Origin of the sequence: Serratia sp. szju, assembly GCF_044594185.1 — a bacterium.
Classification (GTDB): domain Bacteria; phylum Pseudomonadota; class Gammaproteobacteria; order Enterobacterales; family Enterobacteriaceae; genus Serratia; species Serratia bockelmannii.
Window position 1 is genome coordinate 3,377,367 of record NZ_CP172576.1, and the last position, 18,756, is coordinate 3,396,122.

Here is an 18,756-nt window from a genome sequence, read left to right on the forward strand (position 1 = left end):
ATGATATGGCAGGATTGGCAGCCGTCAGCAAATTGGCTGGCGAAACGGTAGGGCAAGAGTTTCTGATTTTCACCCTGGGCAACGAGGAGTACGGCATCGATATCCTCAAGGTGCAGGAAATTCGCGGCTACGATCAGGTGACCCGCATCGCCAACACCCCGGCGTTCATCAAGGGGGTCACTAACCTGCGCGGCGTGATCGTCCCGATCATCGATCTGCGGGTGAAATTCTCGCAGCAAAGCGTGTCTTACGATGAGAACACCGTGGTGATCGTACTGAACTTTGGCCAGCGCGTGGTGGGCATCGTGGTCGACGGCGTCTCCGACGTGCTGTCATTGACCGCCGAGCAGATCCGTCCGGCGCCGGAGTTCGCGGTGACGCTGGCGACTGAATACCTGACCGGCCTCGGTTCGCTGGGCGAGCGCATGTTGATCCTGGTGGATATCGAAAAGCTGCTGAGCAGCGAAGAGATGTCGCTGGTCGACAGCGTAGCGAAAAGCGTCTGATTCAAGACTCCAGGGGGGCAGGGCGCTGCCCCCTTGACCCATCACTCTTCCTGACCTGTCGCGATGCCGTCAGCCGCGCCCGGAACCCTTACTAAAAATAGTTACTTTCCCGCATAAAGTTTTGCCGCGCGGCGCCGATAACTCTCTCATTCAACGTCATCAGAGCCTGTCTGCGCGGGCTTCAACAAGGGAAATCATGTTAAATCGTATGAAGGTGGTCACCAGCCTGTTGCTGGTGTTGGTGCTGTTTGGCGCCTTGCAGTTGATTTCGGGCGGACTCTTTTTCTCCTCGCTGAAAAGCGATAAGGAAAACTTTACCGTCCTGCAAACTATCCGCCAGCAGCAGCTGCAGCTGAGTGAAAGCCGCGTTGACCTGCTGCAGGCGCGCAACTCCCTGAACCGTGCCGGTATTCGCTACATGATGGATACCAACAAGATCGGCAGCGGCGCCACCATTGATGAACTGCTGGCCAAGGCGAAAGAAGAGCTGGGCGAAGCGGAAAGACACTACGCCGCGTACGAGAAAATCCCTCAGGATCCGCGCCAGGATCCTCAGGCGGCGGAGCGCCTCAAGCATCAGTACGATGTGCTGTACGGCGCGCTCTCCGAGCTGATCCAACTGTTGGGCGAAGGCAAAATCAACGCGTTCTTCGATCAGCCTACGCAGAGCTACCAGGACAACTTTGAGCAGAGCTACAACGTTTACCTGGAGCAAAACGGCAAGCTGTACCAGATCGCAGTCGACGGCAGCAACAGCTCCTATAACTCGGCCATCTGGACGCTGATCGTGATCCTGGTGGTGGTGCTGGCGGTGATCGTGCTGGTCTGGACCGGTATCCATCACATCCTGGTGCGCCCGCTGAACCGCATGATCGATCACATCAAACAGATCGCCGCCGGCGACCTGACTCAGCAGATCGTCGTCAACAGCCGCAACGAAATGGGCGTGCTGGCGGCCAGCCTGAAACACATGCAAGGCGAACTGATTGAAACCGTCAGCGGCGTACGTCAGGGCGCGGATGCCATCTACAGCGGCGCGTCAGAAATCGCTGCGGGCAACAACGATCTCTCCTCCCGCACCGAGCAGCAGGCCGCGTCGCTGGAAGAGACCGCCGCCAGCATGGAACAGCTGACCGCGACGGTGAAACAGAACGCCGAAAACGCCCGTCAGGCTTCACAGCTGGCGTTGAGCGCCTCCGAAACCGCACAGAAAGGCGGCAAGGTTGTGGCCAACGTGGTGCAGACCATGCATGACATCGCCGGCAGCTCGCAGAAAATTGCCGATATCACCGGCGTGATCGACGGTATCGCCTTCCAGACCAACATCCTGGCGTTGAACGCCGCGGTGGAAGCGGCGCGTGCCGGCGAGCAGGGCCGCGGCTTCGCGGTGGTGGCCGGCGAAGTGCGTAACCTGGCGCAGCGCAGCGCGCAGGCGGCGAAAGAGATCAAAGGCCTGATCGAAGATTCGGTCAGCCGCGTCGATATGGGCTCTGTGCTGGTCGAAAGCGCCGGTGAAACCATGGGCGACATCGTCAATGCCGTCACCCGCGTGACCGACATCATGGGCGAAATCGCCTCGGCGTCGGACGAGCAGAGCCGCGGTATCGATCAGGTTGGCCAGGCGGTAGCGGAAATGGACCGCGTCACCCAGCAGAACGCCTCGTTGGTGGAAGAATCCGCCTCGGCGGCGGCGGCGCTGGAAGAACAGGCCAGCATGCTGACCCAGTCGGTGGCGGTATTCCGCCTGAGGCAGGAAGGCCAGGAAGAGTTTAAAGCGCCTGTCACCAGCAAGGCGACGGTAACACCGGTAATCAATCATAAGAAAATGAACGCCAGCGATCTGCAGGATAACTGGGAAACGTTCTGACCGGTATCGGGCCTCTCTCGCAGGGGCCCTTTTCCCTACGTAGGCCGGTCGCCGGCCGGCTGCAAGGAGGTTCACAGTGTTTAACCGAATCCGTATCTCTACCAGCTTATTCCTGTTGTTGATGACCTTCTGCGTTCTGCAGTTGGCCAGCAGCGGCCTGTCGTATTCCGCGTTTCGCTCCGATAACCACAACCTCGACATCATCACCCTCGGCAGCCAGCAGCGCGATTCGCTCAGCCTGAGTTGGGTGTCGCTGTTGCAGGCGCGCAATACGCTGAACCGCGCCGGCACCCGCGCGGCGCTGAAGCTGCCGCAGGAGCAGGTGAACGAACTGATGAGCAGCGCCCGCAGTTCGCTGCAGAAGGCCGATCTCTATTTCAATCAGTTCATGGCGGTTGAACGCAGCAGTGAACAGCAAAGCCAGCAGACGGCCACCACCAAGGCCAGCTACGAGCGGCTGCGCGGCGCGCTGCGTGAACTGATCGGTTTCCTGGAAAAGGGCGAGCTGCAGGCGTTTATGGATCAGCCGACGCAGAAAACCCAGGACCTGTTCGAGGCCGACTTCGTGCAGTACCTGCAGTTGGTCAACGGCGACATCAGCGAAGCCAGGGACGCCAACCAGTTCTCCTTCACGCTGGCGGGCCTGATGCTGGCGGGGGCGGTCTTGATGCTGATCGTGGTGACCGGCAGCGCCATGTGGTGGTTGCGCACCATGTTGGTACAGCCGTTGAACCAAATCCGCAGCCACTTTGAACGCATCGCCGCCGGCGATTTGGCGACGCCGATTCAGGTGTACGGCCGCAATGAAATCAGCATGCTGTTCGCCAGCCTGCAACGCACGCAGCAGTCGCTGATCGGCACCGTCGGCGCGGTGCGCGACGGGGCGGAGTCGATTCTGATCGGCCTGCAGGAAATCTCCGAAGGCAATAACGATCTGTCTTCCCGCACCGAGCAGCAGGCCGCTTCGCTGGAAGAGACCGCCGCCAGCATGGAACAGCTGACCGCGACGGTGAAACAGAACGCCGACAATGCGCGGCAGGCCTCTCAGCTGGCACGTGACGCCTCGGCCACCGCGGCCAAGGGCGGCGAGCTGGCCGGCGATGTGGTCACCACCATGCACGATATCGCCAACAGTTCGCAGAAAATCGGCGCCATCACCAGCGTGATTGACGGCATCGCCTTCCAGACCAACATTCTGGCGCTCAATGCGGCGGTGGAAGCGGCGCGCGCCGGTGAACAAGGGCGCGGTTTCGCCGTGGTCGCCGGCGAAGTGCGCAACCTGGCGAGCCGCAGCGCGCAGGCGGCGAAAGAGATCAAGGGGCTGATCGACGAATCGGTCAGCCGCGTCAAACACGGCTCGGTGCTGGTGGAAAACTCCGGCGCCACCATGCAGGACATTGTGCGTTCGGTGACCCGCGTGACCGACATCATGGGCGAGATCGCGTCGGCGTCGGATGAACAGAGCCGCGGCATCGAGCAGGTGACGCAGGCGGTGACCCAGATGGATCAGGTCACCCAGCAGAACGCCGCGTTGGTGGAAGAGTCCGCTTCTGCCGCCACCGCGCTGGAAGAGCAGGCCATTACCCTGGCCGACGCGGTCGCGGTATTCCGTCTGGCGGACGATAACTTCGTCGCGCCAGGTAACAGCAGCAACGCAGTTTCACCCGTGGTAAAGGAAGCCCAAGATTGTTAAACCGCATAAGCAGCACGTTTTTCTCCGGTGAAGCGGCATGAAACAGGCGCCGTCAACTTCTAACCGGGATACAGCGTCGATGTTGACGCAAATGGTGCAGCGTCTGTCGCTGTCGGACGTGCATTTTCGCCGTATCAGCCAGTTGATTTATCAACGCGCCGGCATTGTGCTGGCGGAGCATAAGCGCGAGATGGTTTACAACCGCCTGGTGCGCCGGCTGCGGCTGTTGGGATTGCACGATTTCGGCGACTACTTGGCGCTGCTGGAAAGCGATCCGAACAGCGCGGAGTGGCAGGCGTTCATCAACGCGTTGACCACCAACCTGACGGCCTTTTTCCGCGAGGCGCATCACTTCCCGATCCTGGCGGAGCATGCGCGCTCGCGGCCGAACGGCTACAGCGTCTGGAGCACCGCGGCCTCGACCGGTGAAGAGCCGTATTCGATCGCCATCACGCTGAGCGATGCATTGGGCCAGCGGGCCGGCAGTTGCCAGGTCTGGGCCAGCGACATCGACACGCAGGTGCTGGAAAAAGCGGAAGCGGGCGTTTACCGCCAGGAAGATCTGCGCACCCTGACGCCGACCCAAATGCAGCGCTATTTCCTGCGTGGCACCGGGCCGCATCAGGGGCTGGTGCGCGTGCGGCCGGAACTGGCGGCGCGGGTGAACTTCCAGCCGTTGAACCTGCTGGCGCCAGAGTGGGCGCTGCCGGGGCAATTCGACGCCATTTTTTGCCGCAACGTCATGATCTATTTCGATAAGGCGACGCAGGAGCGCATTCTGCGCCGCTTCGTTCCCTTGCTTAAGCCGGGGGGGCTGATGTTCGCTGGCCACTCCGAGAACTTCAGCCAGATCAGCCGGGATTTCTACTTGCGTGGGCAGACCGTGTATGGGCTGACCAAGGAGAGGTAATGAGTAAAATCAGAGTGTTATGCGTAGACGATTCGGCACTGATGCGTCAGCTGATGACGGAAATCGTGAACGGCCATCCCGACATGGAAATGGTGGCGACCGCGCCGGATCCGCTGGTGGCGCGCGATCTGATCAAAAAATTTAATCCCCAGGTGCTGACGCTGGACGTCGAGATGCCGCGCATGGACGGGCTGGATTTCCTCGAGAAGCTGATGCGCCTGCGGCCGATGCCGGTGGTGATGGTCTCTTCGCTGACCGGTAAAGGGTCTGAGATCACGCTGCGCGCGCTGGAGCTGGGCGCGGTGGATTTCGTCACCAAACCGCAGCTCGGTATCCGTGAGGGCATGTTGGCCTACAGCGAACTGATTGCCGAGAAGATCCGCACCGCCGCCAGAGCGCGCCTGCCGCAGCGTTCCAACAGCCCGGCGCCGGCGATCCTCAGCCACGCGCCGCTGCTGAGCAGTGAAAAATTGATCGCCATCGGCGCTTCCACCGGCGGTACCGAAGCGATCCGCCAGGTACTGCAGCCGCTGCCGGCCACCAGCCCGGCGCTGCTGATCACCCAGCACATGCCGCCCGGTTTCACCCGTTCGTTCGCCGAACGGCTGAACAAACTGTGCCAGATCACGGTGAAAGAAGCGGAGGACGGCGAGCGCGTGCTGCCGGGCCATGCCTACATCGCACCGGGGGACCGCCACCTGGAGCTGGCGCGCAGCGGCGCCAACTATCAGGTGAAGCTGCATGACGGCCCGGCGGTCAACCGTCATCGTCCGTCTGTCGACGTGCTGTTCCGTTCGGTGGCGCAATATGCCGGCCGCAATGCGGTGGGGGTGATCCTCACCGGCATGGGGAACGACGGTGCGGCGGGAATGCTGGAGATGCACCGCGCCGGGGCCTATACCCTGGCGCAGAACGAGGCGAGCTGCGTGGTGTTCGGCATGCCGCGCGAGGCGATCGCCAGCGGCGGCGTCAGCGAAGTGGTCGAGTTGGACAGGATGAGCCAGCGCATGTTGGCGCAGATTTCCGGCGGCCAGGCATTGCGTATTTGATTTTAGTCCGCAGGGTTTACCCGGCGGCGATATGACCCTGGTTCGCCGCGCGGCGGCCTGCGGTTTTGCATCATTAAACAGTTAACTATTTCAGGAGTAACAATGGCAGACAAAAACCTCAGATTTCTGGTTGTGGACGACTTTTCCACCATGCGCCGCATCGTCAGAAATCTGCTGAAAGAGCTGGGCTTCAACAACGTCGAAGAAGCTGAAGATGGCGCGGATGCGCTGAACAAGCTGCGCGCCGGCGGTTTCGACTTCGTGGTGTCCGATTGGAACATGCCGAACATGGACGGACTCGAACTGTTACAGACCATTCGCGCCGATAGCGCGCTGTCCGCGATGCCGGTACTGATGGTGACGGCGGAAGCCAAGAAAGAAAATATCATCGCGGCGGCGCAGGCCGGCGCCAGCGGTTATGTAGTGAAACCATTTACGGCGGCGACGCTGGAAGAAAAGCTCAACAAGATTTTTGAAAAATTGGGCATGTAAGGAGAGGGCGATGAGAGACATTCCAATGCCTGCCAGCGATGCAGCGACCGCGGGAGAGATCATCTCCCGCATCGGCCAACTGACCCGAATGCTGCGCGACAGCATGCGCGAACTGGGGCTCGATCAGGCGATCGCCCAGGCGGCAGAGGCGATCCCGGATGCGCGCGACCGTCTTGACTATGTCGTAACCATGACGGCGCAGGCGGCGGAACGGGCGTTGAACTGCGTGGAGGCGGCGCAACCGCGCCAGGCGGAGCTGGAATCCGGCGCCAACGCGTTGAAAGGGCGCTGGGACGAGTGGTTCGCCAATCCCATCGAACTGGACGATGCGCGTTCTCTGGTCAACGACACGCGCCAGTATCTGGATCAGGTGCCGGGCCATACGGCCTTCACCAATGCCCAGCTACTGGAAATCATGATGGCGCAGGACTTCCAGGATCTGACCGGTCAGGTGATCAAGCGCATGATGGATGTGGTGCAGGAGATCGAAAAGCAGCTGCTGATGGTGCTGATGGAAAACATGCCGGAGCAGCCGGTGAAGGAAAAACGGCCGAACGACAGCCTGCTGAACGGCCCGCAGCTCGACCAGAACGGCGTCGGCGTCATCGCCAACCAGGCGCAGGTCGACGATCTGCTCGACAGCCTCGGTTTCTGAGGCTTTTCGGGGCGCGCGACGGCGCGCCCCGAAAGTTGCGCGGTGTCCCGCAAAGATTAATGTATATAGCATTACTATATACATCATGGCGGTTATAATTTGTACTCCAATTTAAGGAGGTCGCCATGACGTTAGGTTCTGTCTTTACCAATAATCGGACACAGGCTGTACGCTTGCCCGCAGAGGTGCGTTTCCCTGATACCGTTTCTAAAGTGACCGTTCGCGTAGTGGGCAAAGAGCGCATTCTTGCCCCCCTGGAGAATACTTGGGACAGTTTCTTCTGTGCGGCAAATGAGGTGAGCGATGATTTCCTCAATGAACGTGCAGGACAGCACCAGGGCGAGCGGGAAGATTTTTGATGTTCAGTCATATGCTGGACACCAACATTGTTATCTATGTCATCAAGCGCCGGCCGCTGGAAGTGCTGGAGGCATTCAATCGCTATGCAGGTAAAATGGTCATTTCGTCGATCACCTATGGCGAATTGGTTCACGGGTGGAGAAAAGCGCTCGTCCAGCGGTGAACGCCAGAGTCGTTGAAGATTTTGTCTCCCGATTGGACATTCTCGATTACAGCGCCAAAGCGACATCGCACTATGGCAATATCCGGGCTGCGCTGGAACGCCAGGGAACGCCTATTGGCGTAAACGATCTACATATCGCCAGGCATGCGCGCAGCGAAGGATTGATCCTGGTGACCAATAATCGACGCGAACTTGAGCGCGTTGAGGGTTTGCGGCTGGAAAATTGGTTGTAACGTCTCCCTGATGGTCTCATCCCCTAAATAACCCGCCTTTTTCCCCGTTGTTCCGCCAATGACATCGCCAATTTTTTGGCATGCTGACCGCCATTCTTTACCCTCCCGACACAGGAACGGCGTTTCGTGGCTGAAGACAGCGATCTGGAAAAAAGCGAGGCCCCCACGCCCCACCGGCTGGAGAAGGCGCGTGAAGACGGCCAGATCCCGCGCTCCCGCGAGCTGACCTCGGTACTGATGCTGCTCTCGGGCCTCGCGATCATCCTGATGTCCGGCAGCAACATGGCGCAACAGCTGGCGGCGATGCTCACGCAGGGGTTGAACTTCGACCACGGCATGGTCAGCAACGATAAACAGATGGTGCGCCAACTCGGCATGCTGCTGCGCCAGGCGGTGCTGGCGCTGTTGCCGATCATGGCGGGGCTGGTACTGGTGGCGCTCGCCGCGCCGATGCTGCTGGGGGGCATTCTGTTCAGCGGCAAGTCGATTAAATTCGACTTGAAGCGGTTGAACCCGTTGTCCGGGTTGAAGCGCATCTTTTCCACCCAGGTGCTGGCCGAGCTGCTGAAAGGGATCCTGAAAGCGACGCTGGTCGGCTGGGTGACCGGTCTTTATCTGTGGCACAACTGGGCGGCAATGCTGCATCTGATGACCCAGCAGCCGCTCGATGCGCTGGGCAATGCGCTGCAGATGATCCTGTTCTGCGGTTTTCTGGTGGTGTTGGGATTGACGCCGATGGTGGCGTTCGACGTGTTCTACCAGCTGTGGAGCCACTTCAAGAAGCTGAAGATGACCAAGCAGGATATTCGCGACGAATTCAAAGACCAGGAAGGGGACCCGCACGTTAAGGGGCGTATTCGTCAGCAGCAGCGGGCGATCGCCCGGCGCCGCATGATGGCCGATGTGCCCAAAGCGGACGTGATCGTCACCAACCCGACGCACTACGCCGTCGCGTTGCAGTACAACGACAAGAAAATGAGCGCGCCGAAGGTGCTGGCCAAAGGGGCCGGCGAAATCGCCTTGCGCATTCGCGAGCTCGGTGCGGAGCACCGCATCCCGATGCTGGAAGCGCCGCCGCTGGCGCGTGCGCTGTATCGACACAGCGAGATTGGACAACATATTCCGGCCACCCTGTATGCCGCCGTCGCCGAAGTGCTGGCCTGGGTGTACCAGCTGCGCCGCTGGCGGCGCGAGGGCGGCCTGATCCCGAAAAAACCTGAACGTTTACCGGTGCCGGAAGCACTGGATTTTGCAAGAGAGAGTGACTCTGATGGCTAATTTGGCCTCCCTGCTTCGTTTGCCGGGCAATTTTAAAGATACGCAGTGGCAGGTGTTGGCCGGCCCGGTGTTGATCCTGCTGATCCTGTCGATGATGGTGCTGCCGTTGCCGGCGTTTATCCTCGACCTGCTGTTTACCTTCAACATCGCGCTGTCGATCATGGTGCTGCTGGTGGCGATGTTCACCCAGCGCACGCTCGAATTCGCCGCCTTCCCGACCATTCTGCTGTTCTCCACATTGCTGCGTTTGTCGCTCAACGTCGCGTCGACGCGCATCATCTTGCTGGAGGGCCACACCGGTTCCGCCGCCGCCGGGCGCGTGGTGGAAGCCTTTGGCCACTTCCTGGTGGGGGGCAACTTCGCCATCGGCATCGTGGTGTTCATCATCCTGGTGCTGATCAACTTTATGGTAATTACCAAAGGTGCAGGGCGTATCGCCGAAGTGGGCGCGCGCTTCGTGCTGGACGGCATGCCGGGTAAACAGATGGCGATCGACGCCGACCTGAACGCCGGGCTGATCGGTGAAGACGAAGCGAAGAAACGCCGCGCTGAAGTGACCCAGGAGGCCGATTTCTACGGCTCGATGGACGGTGCCAGTAAATTCGTGCGTGGCGATGCCATTGCCGGCCTGATGATCATGGTGCTGAACGTCGTCGGCGGCCTGTTGGTCGGTGTCGTGCAGCATGGCATGGAGCTGGGGGCGGCGGCGGAAAGCTATACGCTGCTGACCATCGGTGACGGCCTGGTGGCGCAGATCCCAGCGCTGGTGATCTCCACCGCCGCCGGCGTCATCGTCACCCGCGTCGCGACCGATCAGGACGTCGGCGAGCAGATGGTGGGCCAGCTGTTCAACAATCCGCGCGTGATGTTGCTGAGCGCCGGGGTACTGGGGCTGTTGGGCCTGGTGCCGGGCATGCCGAACCTGGTGTTCCTGCTGTTTACCGCCGCTTTGCTGGGCCTGGCCTGGTGGCTGCGTGGCCGTGAACAACAGGCACCGAAAACGGTGGAAGAACCGGCGATGCCGGAGAATCCGCAGGCCGCCGAGGCCAGCTGGGCCGACGTGCAGTTGGAAGATCCGCTGGGGATGGAAGTGGGCTACCGGCTGATTCCGATGGTCGATTTTCAACAGAACGGCGAGCTGCTGGGGCGTATCCGCGGGATCCGCAAGAAATTCGCGCAGGACATGGGCTATTTGCCGCCGGTGGTACACATCCGCGACAATCTGGAACTGCCGCCAGCCAGCTACCGCATCCTGATGAAAGGCGTTGAGATTGGCAGCGGTGAAGCGCAGCCGGGCCGTTGGCTGGCGATCAACCCCGGCAATGCCGTGGGCGAGCTGGCGGGAGACAAAACCGTCGATCCCGCCTTTGGGCTCGAGGCGGTATGGATCGACAGCGCCTTGCGCGAGCAGGCGCAGATCCAGGGCTTTACCGTGGTGGAAGCCAGTACCGTAGTGGCGACGCACCTTAATCACCTGATCGGCCAGTTCGCTAGCGAGCTGTTTGGCCGCCAGGAAACTCAGCAGCTGCTGGACCGTGTTTCACAAGAGATGCCGAAGCTGACCGAAGACTTCGTGCCGGGCGTGGTGTCGCTGACGACGCTGCACAAAGTGCTGCAAAACCTGTTGGCTGAACGCGTTTCTATCCGCGATATGCGCACCATCGTCGAAACGCTGGCGGAACATGCCCCGGCGCAAAGCGATCCTTATGAGCTGACGACCGTGGTGCGGGTGGCGCTGGGCCGGGCGATCACGCAGCAGTGGTTCCCGGGCAACGGCGAGATTCAGGTTATCGGCTTGGATACCCAGCTGGAGCGCCTGTTGCTGCAGGCGTTGCAGGGCGGCGGCGGTCTGGAGCCGGGGCTGGCCGATCGCCTGCTGGAACAGGCGCGTCAGGCGCTGCAACGGCAAGAGATGCTCAGCGCGCCGCCGGTGCTGTTGGTTAACCATGCGCTGCGTCCTTTACTGGCGCGCTTCCTGCGCCGCAGCCTGCCGCAGCTCGTGGTGCTGTCCAACCTGGAGATTAACGACGATCGCCAGATTCGCATGACGTCGACCATTGGAGCCGCCTGATGAAACGCTGTCTGTTCGTGTTGTGTTTGCTGGCGCCGTTAACCGCCGGTGCGGTGTCCGGCTCCTGGGTGGCCGAAGGGGCGGGCGTGACGTTGGAACAGGGTGGCATGCGCGATGAGTCCGCCGCTTTGCGGCCGCCGAACGCGCTGCCGGATGCCAATGCGCGCATCACCCGCGTCAGCTGGCGCTACCGTTTGCTGGGGCCTGAACCGGTGGGGCTGCAGGCGCAGCTTTGCACGGTGAACCGCTGCATTCCGCTGGGCGGCGGCAGCGGCAGCAGCAACGGTCTGCAGGGCGAGCCGGCCAATGCGGAATTGCGTTTCGTCTATTACGTGCAGTCGCAAGGCGGGTTGAACCCGCCGCTGCGGGTGATTGGCAATCAGGTGATCGTCAATTATCAGTAAGATCAGGCCAGAATTTGCAGGCCGTTGCGTTCCACCAGCGTCAGCAGCTTCATCGCGGCGGAGTTTGGTTGCGCTTCGCCGCGCTCCCATTTCTGTACCGCCTTTTTGCTGACGTTGAGATACAGCGCAAACACCGGCTGACTGACGTTTTCCCGTTCGCGCAGCGCGCGGATCTCGGCCGGCCCGAACTGCTTCACCGGCCGCAGGCACAGCATGTCGAAGGTACGCATGGTCACGTCGTCGACGAAACCGGCGCGGTGCAGGCCCTGAACTTCCTGGTGGATCTCGGCAAGAATTTTACTCATCGCTTAGCCTCCGTAACTCCCTGTTGTTGACCAGCTGGTAGAGTCTGAATGGCGAATAATCCAGATACAGCGCAGCCAGATGTTTCAATCCCTGTAACTCATCCGCACTGATGTTTTCTCTCTCGCTTTTGGCAAAGCCGCGCATAAAAAACAGGCGGTCTTCATCGCGAAAAACGATCAGCACCCGATAGCCGCCACGTTTGCCCGCACCAGCCCGAGCGATGCGCTTTTTGTATACGCAACCGCCAAGATTGGCGTCGTACCGCTGATGCTGCATTTCTCGCGCCGCTTTCACTATCGTGGCGTCGCTAATGCGCTCGCGTGCGGCAAAACCCTGAAAGGTTTTGGTGAGATAGATATCAGCCATTCGCTCTCCCTGCGAATCTATACCCGTTAAGGGTATATTTCAAGTGATTTAAAAATCACCACAGGGTGACAAGTGGCCAAAGGGAAAGAAACAGCTAAATTCACGTTCTGCGCAGCCTGACGCATAACGTTAAGGGAACTCAGGAGGTGATGAGGTGAAAATGCGAGGGGATGCGCAAAAGTCGGCTAACGCGTGCCCGGTGATAGGCTCACCGGGCGAAATGAGTCAGGTCAGACGCCGATTTTTCTGCCGAGCAGGCTGCCGGCGTGCGACTGGCCGTCCGGGCCATACAGCGATTTGTTGTTCTTACTGAGGATAGCCAGCGCCTGAGCGTTGTGGTCGATCTGCTGATTGAGCAGCAGGCCGTTGTGCTGGTTCTTCTCACGCAGCGTTTGGCTCAGCAACTGAACGCGTTGCCAGCGATCGGCCAGAGGCGCATGGCTGGCATAGGGCGCGCGTTGCCCGCAGGTTTTTTCCTGCCCCAGGCGCTGTTGCTCGAGGTAAGCGACCGTCGCCAGCAGTTGGCTTTTGGCATCGGTGACGCGCTGCAAGGCCACGCCGGGCAACTGGCCGGAACACAGCAAGTCGTGCTCTTCCTCCAGCACGCCATTGAGCGCCTGCAGTGTTTCCAACAGTTTGTCCAGCAGTTGTACCAGCTTTTCCATAGTGATGACTTATCCTTTATCGCTACCCGCCGCCGCGTTGTCAGTCGCGTCCGGCGATCCATTGAACATCGCTCTGCGCGTCTTGCAGCAGTGCGTCGGCGATTTTGCCGGCGTCCATCTTCAGTTCACCGTTGCGGATCGCCTGTTTGATGGCCTCGACCCGGCCCATATCGATATCCTGGGTGCCCGGTTGCATCAGGCGCGCCTGCGCCTCGCTCAGTTTGACCTGCGTGCCGCTGACGGCGGTTTCGGCCACGGCGGCCTTGCGCGGTTGGAGCGGGTTGTCGGCCGGGGTTTCACGCGGTTGCACAGTGGAAACCGGCTGTAACCGCTGGGTGCGATCGATACTCATGGTCCATCTCCGTTTACGCCGTGGCCGCTCGGGGGCGACGACGCTGCAATGAAAGTTTTGCGGCCCTGGTGGCCAATAAAATGCTGCTTGATTTGTCTTATCGGCAAGGTTTGCGGAACCTTTACTTTTTTATAACGTAATGCGGATCGCGCCGTCGTCCCCGACCACGCCGCTGACGATCTGCCCGGACGCCATGCGCACCCGCACGCTGTCTTCGGCGGCGGCGTTGTTCATCGCCTTACCCGCACCGCTGATGCTGAATCCTTCGCCCTGTGCATTGACCTGTACCGATTGCCCGGCCTTGATAATCCAGGCGCGGCGCAGCATGGCGAGGGTCAGCGGCTGACCGGGGCTAATGTTGCGCAGGCTGACGGCGCCTAACGCTTTGCTCGCTTCGGTCAGCGCACGCGGCGGCAGGGTATCGAGCCGGCCTGCTTTCAACGTCAGATCCGCCGCCGTCAACCGGCTGCCGGCGCTGATGCCGCGCGCCGAAACGAGATAGCGGCCAAACACTTGCACCTGCGTCTGGATAAAACGCCGCTCCTGACCACAGCGCGCCGAAATGCTGACGTTGCCGCCGATCCGCGCGTTGGGCGGCAGCGACAGCTGCGGCAGTTCGCAAGCGGGCCATTGGTTCGGCGGCGTGCGCACCCGCACTTTTACCTGTACCGGTTCGCCGCTGAACTTGCCTTGGATGAAGCTTTCGATTTGCGTCGCCAGATCGTCGGCGCGCGCGTTCAGACTGCACAGCAGGCCGATAAGCAGCAGCATTTTACCTTTCATCGTCATCTTCTCAAGCTTCATCGGGATACGCGTAAGTGTACCCGCAGCGCGCGCAGGCTAAGCAGATAAATAGCACCCCATTTTGCGTTTATTCCCGCGATAGGGTAGCGCGGGGGGCGTTTATGCTGTCGACTCCAAATTCTAACCTCGCGGAGGGAGCATGCTCGACAAACTGGACGCGGCTCTGCGCTTTGGCCAAGAGGCGCTGAACTTGCGCGCCCAGCGGCAGGAAATTCTGGCCGCCAACATCGCCAACGCAGACACACCGGGTTATCAGGCGCGGGATATCGATTTCGCCAGCCAATTGAACAAAGTGATGGAGCAGGGGCGCGTCAGCGGCAACGGCATGTCGCTGAACCTGACGGCGGCGCGCCACATCCCGGCGCAGACCCTGCAGCCGCCGCAGCTCGATCTGCTGTTCCGGGTGCCGGATCAGCCGTCGATGGACGGCAACACGGTGGACATGGATCGCGAACGCACCAACTTTGCCGATAACAGCCTGAAATATCAGACCGACCTGACGCTGCTCAACGGTCAGATCAAAGGGATGATGTCCGTGCTGCAACAAGGATAAGGCGCATGTCTTTACTGAATATTTTTGATATCTCCGGCTCGGCGTTATCGGCGCAATCCCAGCGCATGAACGTCAGCGCCAGCAACATGGCCAACGCCGACAGCGTGACCGGCCCGGATGGCGAGCCTTACCGCGCCAAGCAGGTGGTGTTCCAGGTCGCGGCGGCCCCCGGGCAGCCGACCGGCGGCGTACGCGTCGCTCAGGTGGTGGACGATCCGGCGCCCGAGCGTCTGGTCTATCAACCGGGCAACCCGCTGGCGGACGCCAAGGGCTACGTGCGCATGCCGAACGTCGACGTGGTGGGTGAAATGGTCAACACCATCTCCGCTTCCCGCAGCTACCAGGCCAATGTCGAGGTGCTCAACACCACCAAGTCGATGATGATGAAAACCCTGACGTTGGGTCAGTAACCGGAGGTTCCCATGGCTATCGCCGCAACCACGAACGAGTCGTTGGACAACACCGTCATCGGTAACAACAGCAAAAATACCAACAGCCAGGATCTGCACAACAGTTTCCTGACGCTGCTGGTGGCGCAGTTGAAAAACCAGGATCCGACCAATCCGATGCAGAACAACGAACTGACCTCGCAGCTAGCGCAGATCAACACCGTGCAGGGCATCGAAAAACTCAACACCACGCTGGGGTCGATCTCCGGCCAGATCAACAGCAACCAGTCGCTGCAAGCCACTGCGCTGATCGGCCACGGCGTGATGGTGCCGGGCAATAACATTCTGGTCGGCAGCAAGGACGGCAAGGTCAGCACGACGCCGTTCGGCGTGGAACTGGAGCGCGCTGCCGATCAGGTGACCGCTACCATCACCAACGCCAGTGGGCAGGTGGTGCGCACCATCGAAATCGGCGGCCTGACCGCCGGTGTGCATGCCTTTACCTGGGACGGTTCGCTGGATGACGGCTCTACCGCACCCGACGGCGCCTACAAAGTGGCGATTAACGCCAAAGGCAATGGCGAGCAACTGGTGGCGCGCAGCCTGCACTTCGGCCTGGTGAACGGCGTGATCCGCGACGGCAACGGCGCCAAGCTGGATCTCGGTCTGGCGGGCAACGCCACCCTGGAAGACGTGCGACAGATCTTATAACCCTAAGCATCAGGCTCAATCGGACGATAGCCTGACCACTATTCGGAGAATAACATGGCCTTTTCTCAGGCAGTCAGCGGCTTAAACGCGGCAGCAACCAACCTGGACGTGATCGGTAACAACATCGCCAACTCCGCGACTGCGGGCTTCAAATCCGGCAGCGTCTCCTTTGCCGATATGTTCGCCGGTTCACAGGTCGGTCTGGGCGTCAAAGTGTCCGGCATCACTCAGAACTTCAAGGGTGGCACCACCACCGGCACCAGCCGTTCATTGGATGTGGCCATCAACGGCAACGGTTTTTTCCGCATGCAGGATAAAGACGGCGGCATCTTCTATACCCGCAACGGTCAGTTCAAGCTGGACGAAAACCGCAACCTGACCAACATGCAGGGGCTACAGCTGACCGGCTACCCGGCGGCCGGCTCTCCGCCGACCATCCAGCAGGGCGCCAACCCGGTGCCGCTGAGCATTCCTGAAGGTATGATGAACGCCAAGGCGTCCACCTCCGGCGAGATGGTGGCCAACCTGAAGTCCACCCATAAAGTGCCGGAGAACAAGACCTTCGATCCGACCAAGCAGGACAGCTACAACTACGTCAACACCATCACCGCTTACGACTCGCTGGGTAATGCGCACAACATCAACGCCTACTTTGTGAAGACAGCAGACAATAAATGGCAGGTCTACACCCAGGACGGCAGCGCCGCGCCGGTTGACGCCGGCACCATGGAGTTCAGCCCCAGCGGCAACCTGGTGAAAACCACCAGCACCAACGGCGCACCGGGCGAGTTCAGCATGGTGATCCCGATGACCGCCAAAGACGGTGCTCCGGCGCAAAACTTTACCCTGAGCTTCGCCGGCAGCATGCAGCAGAACGTGAGCAGCGACTCGGTGAGCAAGGTATCGCAGGACGGTTATGCCGCCGGTGAATACACGGGCTACCAGATCAACAATGACGGCACAGTGGTGGGCATCTACTCCAACCAGCAGACTCAGGTGCTGGGCCAGATCGTCATGGCCAACTTCTCCAACCCGGAAGGGCTGGCGTCGCAGGGCGATAACGTGTGGCAGGAAACCGGTGCGTCCGGTCAGCCGCGCGTTGGTCTGTCGGGCGGCGGCGGCTTCGGTAAGCTGACCAGCGGCGCGCTGGAGTCTTCCAACGTCGATCTGAGCCAGGAGCTGGTGAACATGATCGTCGCACAGCGTAACTACCAGTCCAACGCCCAGACCATCAAGACGCAGGACTCCATCCTGCAGACGTTGGTTAGCCTGCGCTAATAAGGCCGAGTTATGGATCACGCGATTTATACCGCGATGGGCGCGGCGCGCCAAACGCTGGAACAGCAGTCCATTACCGCCAACAACCTGGCCAATGCGTCGACGCCGGGCTTTCGCGCCCAGCTCGCCGCATTGCGCGCGGTGCCGGTCGACGGGCCGAGCATGGCGACGCGCACCTTGGTGACCGCGTCGACGCCGGGCGCCGATATGAGCCAGGGGGCGCTGAACTACACAGCGCGTCCGCTGGACGTGGCGCTGCAGCAGGACGGTTTCCTGGCGGTGAGCCTGCCGGGTGGGGGGGAAGCCTATACCCGCAACGGCAACATTCAGATCTCCTCCACCGGGCAGTTGACGGTGCAGGGATTGCCGGTGATGGGTGACGGCGGCCCGATCGAGGTGCCGCCGTCGGCGGAGATCACCATCGCGGCCGACGGTACCATTTCGGCGCTGAACGCCGGCGATCCGCCGAACACCATCGCGCAGATCGGCCGTCTGAAGCTGGTGAAAGCCGATGCGCGCGAAGTGATGCGCGGTGACGACGGGCTGTTCCGCCTGACGCCGGAAACTCAACAGCAGCGCGGCAATCAGTTGCAAAACGATCCGCAGGTGCGGGTGATGCCGGGCGTGCTGGAGGGCAGCAACGTCAAGCCGATGGAGACCATGGTCGACATGATCGCCAACGCCCGCCGTTTTGAAATGCAAATGAAAGTCATCCACAGCGTGGATGAAAACGAACAGCGTGCCAACTCACTGCTCTCAATGAGTTAAGCAGCAAGGAAATAACCGATGATTCCATCCTTATGGATTGCCAAAACCGGTCTGGACGCGCAGCAGACCAACATGGACGTGATCGCCAACAACCTGGCGAACGTCAGCACCAACGGCTTCAAACGCCAGCGTGCGGTATTTGAAGATCTGCTGTACCAGACCATGCGTCAGCCGGGGGCACAGTCCTCCGAGCAGACCACGCTGCCTTCCGGTCTGCAGATCGGCACCGGCGTGCGCCCGGTGGCGACCGAGCGTCTGCACAGCCAGGGCAACCTGTCGCAGACCAACAACAGTAAAGACGTCGCCATCAAGGGGCAGGGGTTCTTCCAGGTGATGCTGCCGGACGGCACCCAGGCCTACACGCGCGACGGCTCGTTCCAGATCGATCAGAACGGCCAGCTGGTCACCTCCAGCGGTTTCCAGGTGCAGCCGGCGATCACCATTCCGGCGAATGCGCTGTCCATCACCGTCGGCCGCGACGGCATCGTCAGCGTCACCCAGCAGGGGCAAACCGCCGCCCAGCAGGTGGGTCAACTGACGCTGACGACCTTTGTCAACGACAGCGGTCTGGAGAGCGTGGGCGAGAACCTGTATCAGGAAACCGAAAGCTCGGGCGCGCCGAACGAGAGCACGCCGGGGCTGAACGGCGCCGGTCTGCTGTATCAGGGCTACGTGGAGACCTCCAACGTTAACGTGGCGGAAGAGCTGGTCAACATGATCCAGACTCAGCGCGCTTACGAGATCAACAGCAAAGCGGTTTCGACTTCCGATCAGATGCTGCAAAAGCTGACGCAACTGTAATCTGTCATTGACGGGCCCGGCTTGCCGCGCCCGTCATTCTCTTTCGTGAAACAAAGGCGATACCCGTGGTAACCACATATTC

The 18,756-nt window shown here is 60.7% G+C and carries 22 protein-coding genes and 1 pseudogene; 18 read left to right on the top strand and 5 right to left on the bottom strand.

Features of this window, described 5'->3' with window-relative positions; all coding sequences use genetic code 11:
- Window positions 1–5 precede the first annotated feature (5 nt).
- From cheW to RE418_RS15995, 12 genes and pseudogenes are all read left to right on the top strand, one after another.
- Window positions 6–506, top strand: a complete 501-nt coding sequence (gene cheW / locus RE418_RS15940) for a chemotaxis protein CheW (RefSeq protein WP_025303271.1) — start codon at window positions 6–8, stop codon at window positions 504–506.
- 196 nt (window positions 507–702) lie between these two features.
- Window positions 703–2,373 carry a methyl-accepting chemotaxis protein gene (gene tsr / locus RE418_RS15945; protein WP_043138649.1) on the top strand — a complete coding sequence of 557 codons (1,671 nt, stop codon included), beginning with the start codon at window positions 703–705 and terminating at the stop codon, window positions 2,371–2,373.
- A 76-nt stretch (window positions 2,374–2,449) separates the two neighbouring features.
- Window positions 2,450–4,066 carry a methyl-accepting chemotaxis protein gene (locus RE418_RS15950; RefSeq protein WP_038629515.1) on the top strand — a complete coding sequence of 539 codons (1,617 nt, stop codon included), beginning with the start codon at window positions 2,450–2,452 and terminating at the stop codon, window positions 4,064–4,066.
- Window positions 4,067–4,103: 37 nt separating this feature from the next.
- A complete protein-coding gene (gene cheR, locus RE418_RS15955; RefSeq protein WP_399675256.1) occupies window positions 4,104–4,976 on the top strand; it encodes a protein-glutamate O-methyltransferase CheR in 873 nt (290 codons plus the stop codon).
- On the top strand, window positions 4,976–6,025 hold the full coding sequence (locus RE418_RS15960) for a chemotaxis response regulator protein-glutamate methylesterase (protein ID WP_025303269.1): 1,050 nt from the start codon (window positions 4,976–4,978) through the stop codon (window positions 6,023–6,025). Before cheR ends, RE418_RS15960 begins: the two co-directional genes overlap by 1 nt.
- Before the next feature lie 102 nt (window positions 6,026–6,127).
- Entirely contained in the window at window positions 6,128–6,517 is a 390-nt protein-coding gene (gene cheY, locus RE418_RS15965) for a chemotaxis response regulator CheY (RefSeq protein WP_089195991.1), read from the top strand.
- A 10-nt stretch (window positions 6,518–6,527) separates the two neighbouring features.
- The gene (gene cheZ / locus RE418_RS15970) at window positions 6,528–7,172 is read left to right on the top strand and encodes a protein phosphatase CheZ (protein ID WP_004934858.1); all 645 of its coding nucleotides are present in this window, start codon (window positions 6,528–6,530) and stop codon (window positions 7,170–7,172) included.
- Window positions 7,173–7,297: 125 nt separating this feature from the next.
- Window positions 7,298–7,531: a type II toxin-antitoxin system VapB family antitoxin gene (gene vapB / locus RE418_RS15975; protein ID WP_089195989.1), complete on the top strand. Its 234-nt coding sequence runs from the start codon at window positions 7,298–7,300 to the stop codon at window positions 7,529–7,531.
- Window positions 7,531–7,928 (top strand): annotated as a pseudogene (gene vapC, locus RE418_RS15980) (tRNA(fMet)-specific endonuclease VapC). The gene vapB and the pseudogene vapC overlap by 1 nt, the downstream one beginning before the upstream one ends.
- 126 nt (window positions 7,929–8,054) lie before the next feature.
- Window positions 8,055–9,206 (top strand): flagellar biosynthesis protein FlhB, encoded by a 1,152-nt coding sequence (gene flhB, locus RE418_RS15985; RefSeq protein ID WP_043138644.1) that lies wholly within the window; start codon window positions 8,055–8,057, stop codon window positions 9,204–9,206.
- The gene (flhA, locus tag RE418_RS15990) at window positions 9,199–11,277 is read left to right on the top strand and encodes a flagellar biosynthesis protein FlhA (RefSeq protein ID WP_025303268.1); all 2,079 of its coding nucleotides are present in this window, start codon (window positions 9,199–9,201) and stop codon (window positions 11,275–11,277) included. The genes flhB and flhA overlap by 8 nt, the downstream gene beginning before the upstream one ends.
- The gene (locus tag RE418_RS15995; protein ID WP_141998323.1) at window positions 11,277–11,681 is read left to right on the top strand and encodes a flagellar protein FlhE; all 405 of its coding nucleotides are present in this window, start codon (window positions 11,277–11,279) and stop codon (window positions 11,679–11,681) included. The genes flhA and RE418_RS15995 overlap by 1 nt, the downstream gene beginning before the upstream one ends.
- Before the next feature lie 2 nt (window positions 11,682–11,683).
- Here RE418_RS15995 and RE418_RS16000 read toward each other — a convergent pair whose 3' ends face one another.
- The 5 genes from RE418_RS16000 to flgA all read right to left on the bottom strand — a co-directional run bounded on the left by RE418_RS16000 (window position 11,684) and on the right by flgA (window position 14,153).
- Window positions 11,684–11,986, bottom strand: coding sequence for a DNA-binding transcriptional regulator (locus RE418_RS16000; RefSeq protein WP_015378258.1), 303 nt, complete (start codon window positions 11,984–11,986; stop codon window positions 11,684–11,686).
- Complete coding sequence (locus RE418_RS16005; RefSeq protein WP_025303266.1) at window positions 11,979–12,353, bottom strand: type II toxin-antitoxin system RelE/ParE family toxin; 375 nt, start codon at window positions 12,351–12,353, stop codon at window positions 11,979–11,981. The genes RE418_RS16000 and RE418_RS16005 overlap by 8 nt, the downstream gene beginning before the upstream one ends.
- Before the next feature lie 230 nt (window positions 12,354–12,583).
- Window positions 12,584–13,018 carry a flagella synthesis protein FlgN gene (locus RE418_RS16010; RefSeq protein WP_025303265.1) on the bottom strand — a complete coding sequence of 145 codons (435 nt, stop codon included), beginning with the start codon at window positions 13,016–13,018 and terminating at the stop codon, window positions 12,584–12,586.
- Between the two features lie 40 nt (window positions 13,019–13,058).
- Window positions 13,059–13,370 (bottom strand): flagellar biosynthesis anti-sigma factor FlgM, encoded by a 312-nt coding sequence (flgM, locus tag RE418_RS16015; RefSeq protein ID WP_004934832.1) that lies wholly within the window; start codon window positions 13,368–13,370, stop codon window positions 13,059–13,061.
- 129 nt (window positions 13,371–13,499) lie between these two features.
- Window positions 13,500–14,153 carry a flagellar basal body P-ring formation chaperone FlgA gene (flgA, locus tag RE418_RS16020; RefSeq protein WP_025303264.1) on the bottom strand — a complete coding sequence of 218 codons (654 nt, stop codon included), beginning with the start codon at window positions 14,151–14,153 and terminating at the stop codon, window positions 13,500–13,502.
- Between the two features lie 160 nt (window positions 14,154–14,313).
- On the opposite strand from flgA, the gene flgB reads away from it, so the two are divergent.
- From flgB to flgG, 6 genes are read left to right on the top strand one after another with little or no spacing between them, the layout of a single operon-like run.
- Entirely contained in the window at window positions 14,314–14,727 is a 414-nt protein-coding gene (gene flgB, locus RE418_RS16025) for a flagellar basal body rod protein FlgB (protein ID WP_025303263.1), read from the top strand.
- 5 nt (window positions 14,728–14,732) lie between these two features.
- Window positions 14,733–15,137, top strand: a complete 405-nt coding sequence (gene flgC, locus RE418_RS16030; protein ID WP_004934826.1) for a flagellar basal body rod protein FlgC — start codon at window positions 14,733–14,735, stop codon at window positions 15,135–15,137.
- Window positions 15,138–15,149: 12 nt separating this feature from the next.
- Complete coding sequence (gene flgD / locus RE418_RS16035) at window positions 15,150–15,827, top strand: flagellar hook assembly protein FlgD (protein ID WP_016927297.1); 678 nt, start codon at window positions 15,150–15,152, stop codon at window positions 15,825–15,827.
- 54 nt (window positions 15,828–15,881) lie between these two features.
- Window positions 15,882–17,105 (top strand): flagellar hook protein FlgE, encoded by a 1,224-nt coding sequence (flgE, locus tag RE418_RS16040; protein ID WP_213928392.1) that lies wholly within the window; start codon window positions 15,882–15,884, stop codon window positions 17,103–17,105.
- Between the two features lie 12 nt (window positions 17,106–17,117).
- Window positions 17,118–17,873: a flagellar basal body rod protein FlgF gene (locus RE418_RS16045; RefSeq protein ID WP_043138634.1), complete on the top strand. Its 756-nt coding sequence runs from the start codon at window positions 17,118–17,120 to the stop codon at window positions 17,871–17,873.
- An 18-nt stretch (window positions 17,874–17,891) separates the two neighbouring features.
- The gene (gene flgG / locus RE418_RS16050) at window positions 17,892–18,674 is read left to right on the top strand and encodes a flagellar basal-body rod protein FlgG (RefSeq protein ID WP_004934819.1); all 783 of its coding nucleotides are present in this window, start codon (window positions 17,892–17,894) and stop codon (window positions 18,672–18,674) included.
- The last annotated feature ends 82 nt before the right edge of the window (window positions 18,675–18,756 follow it).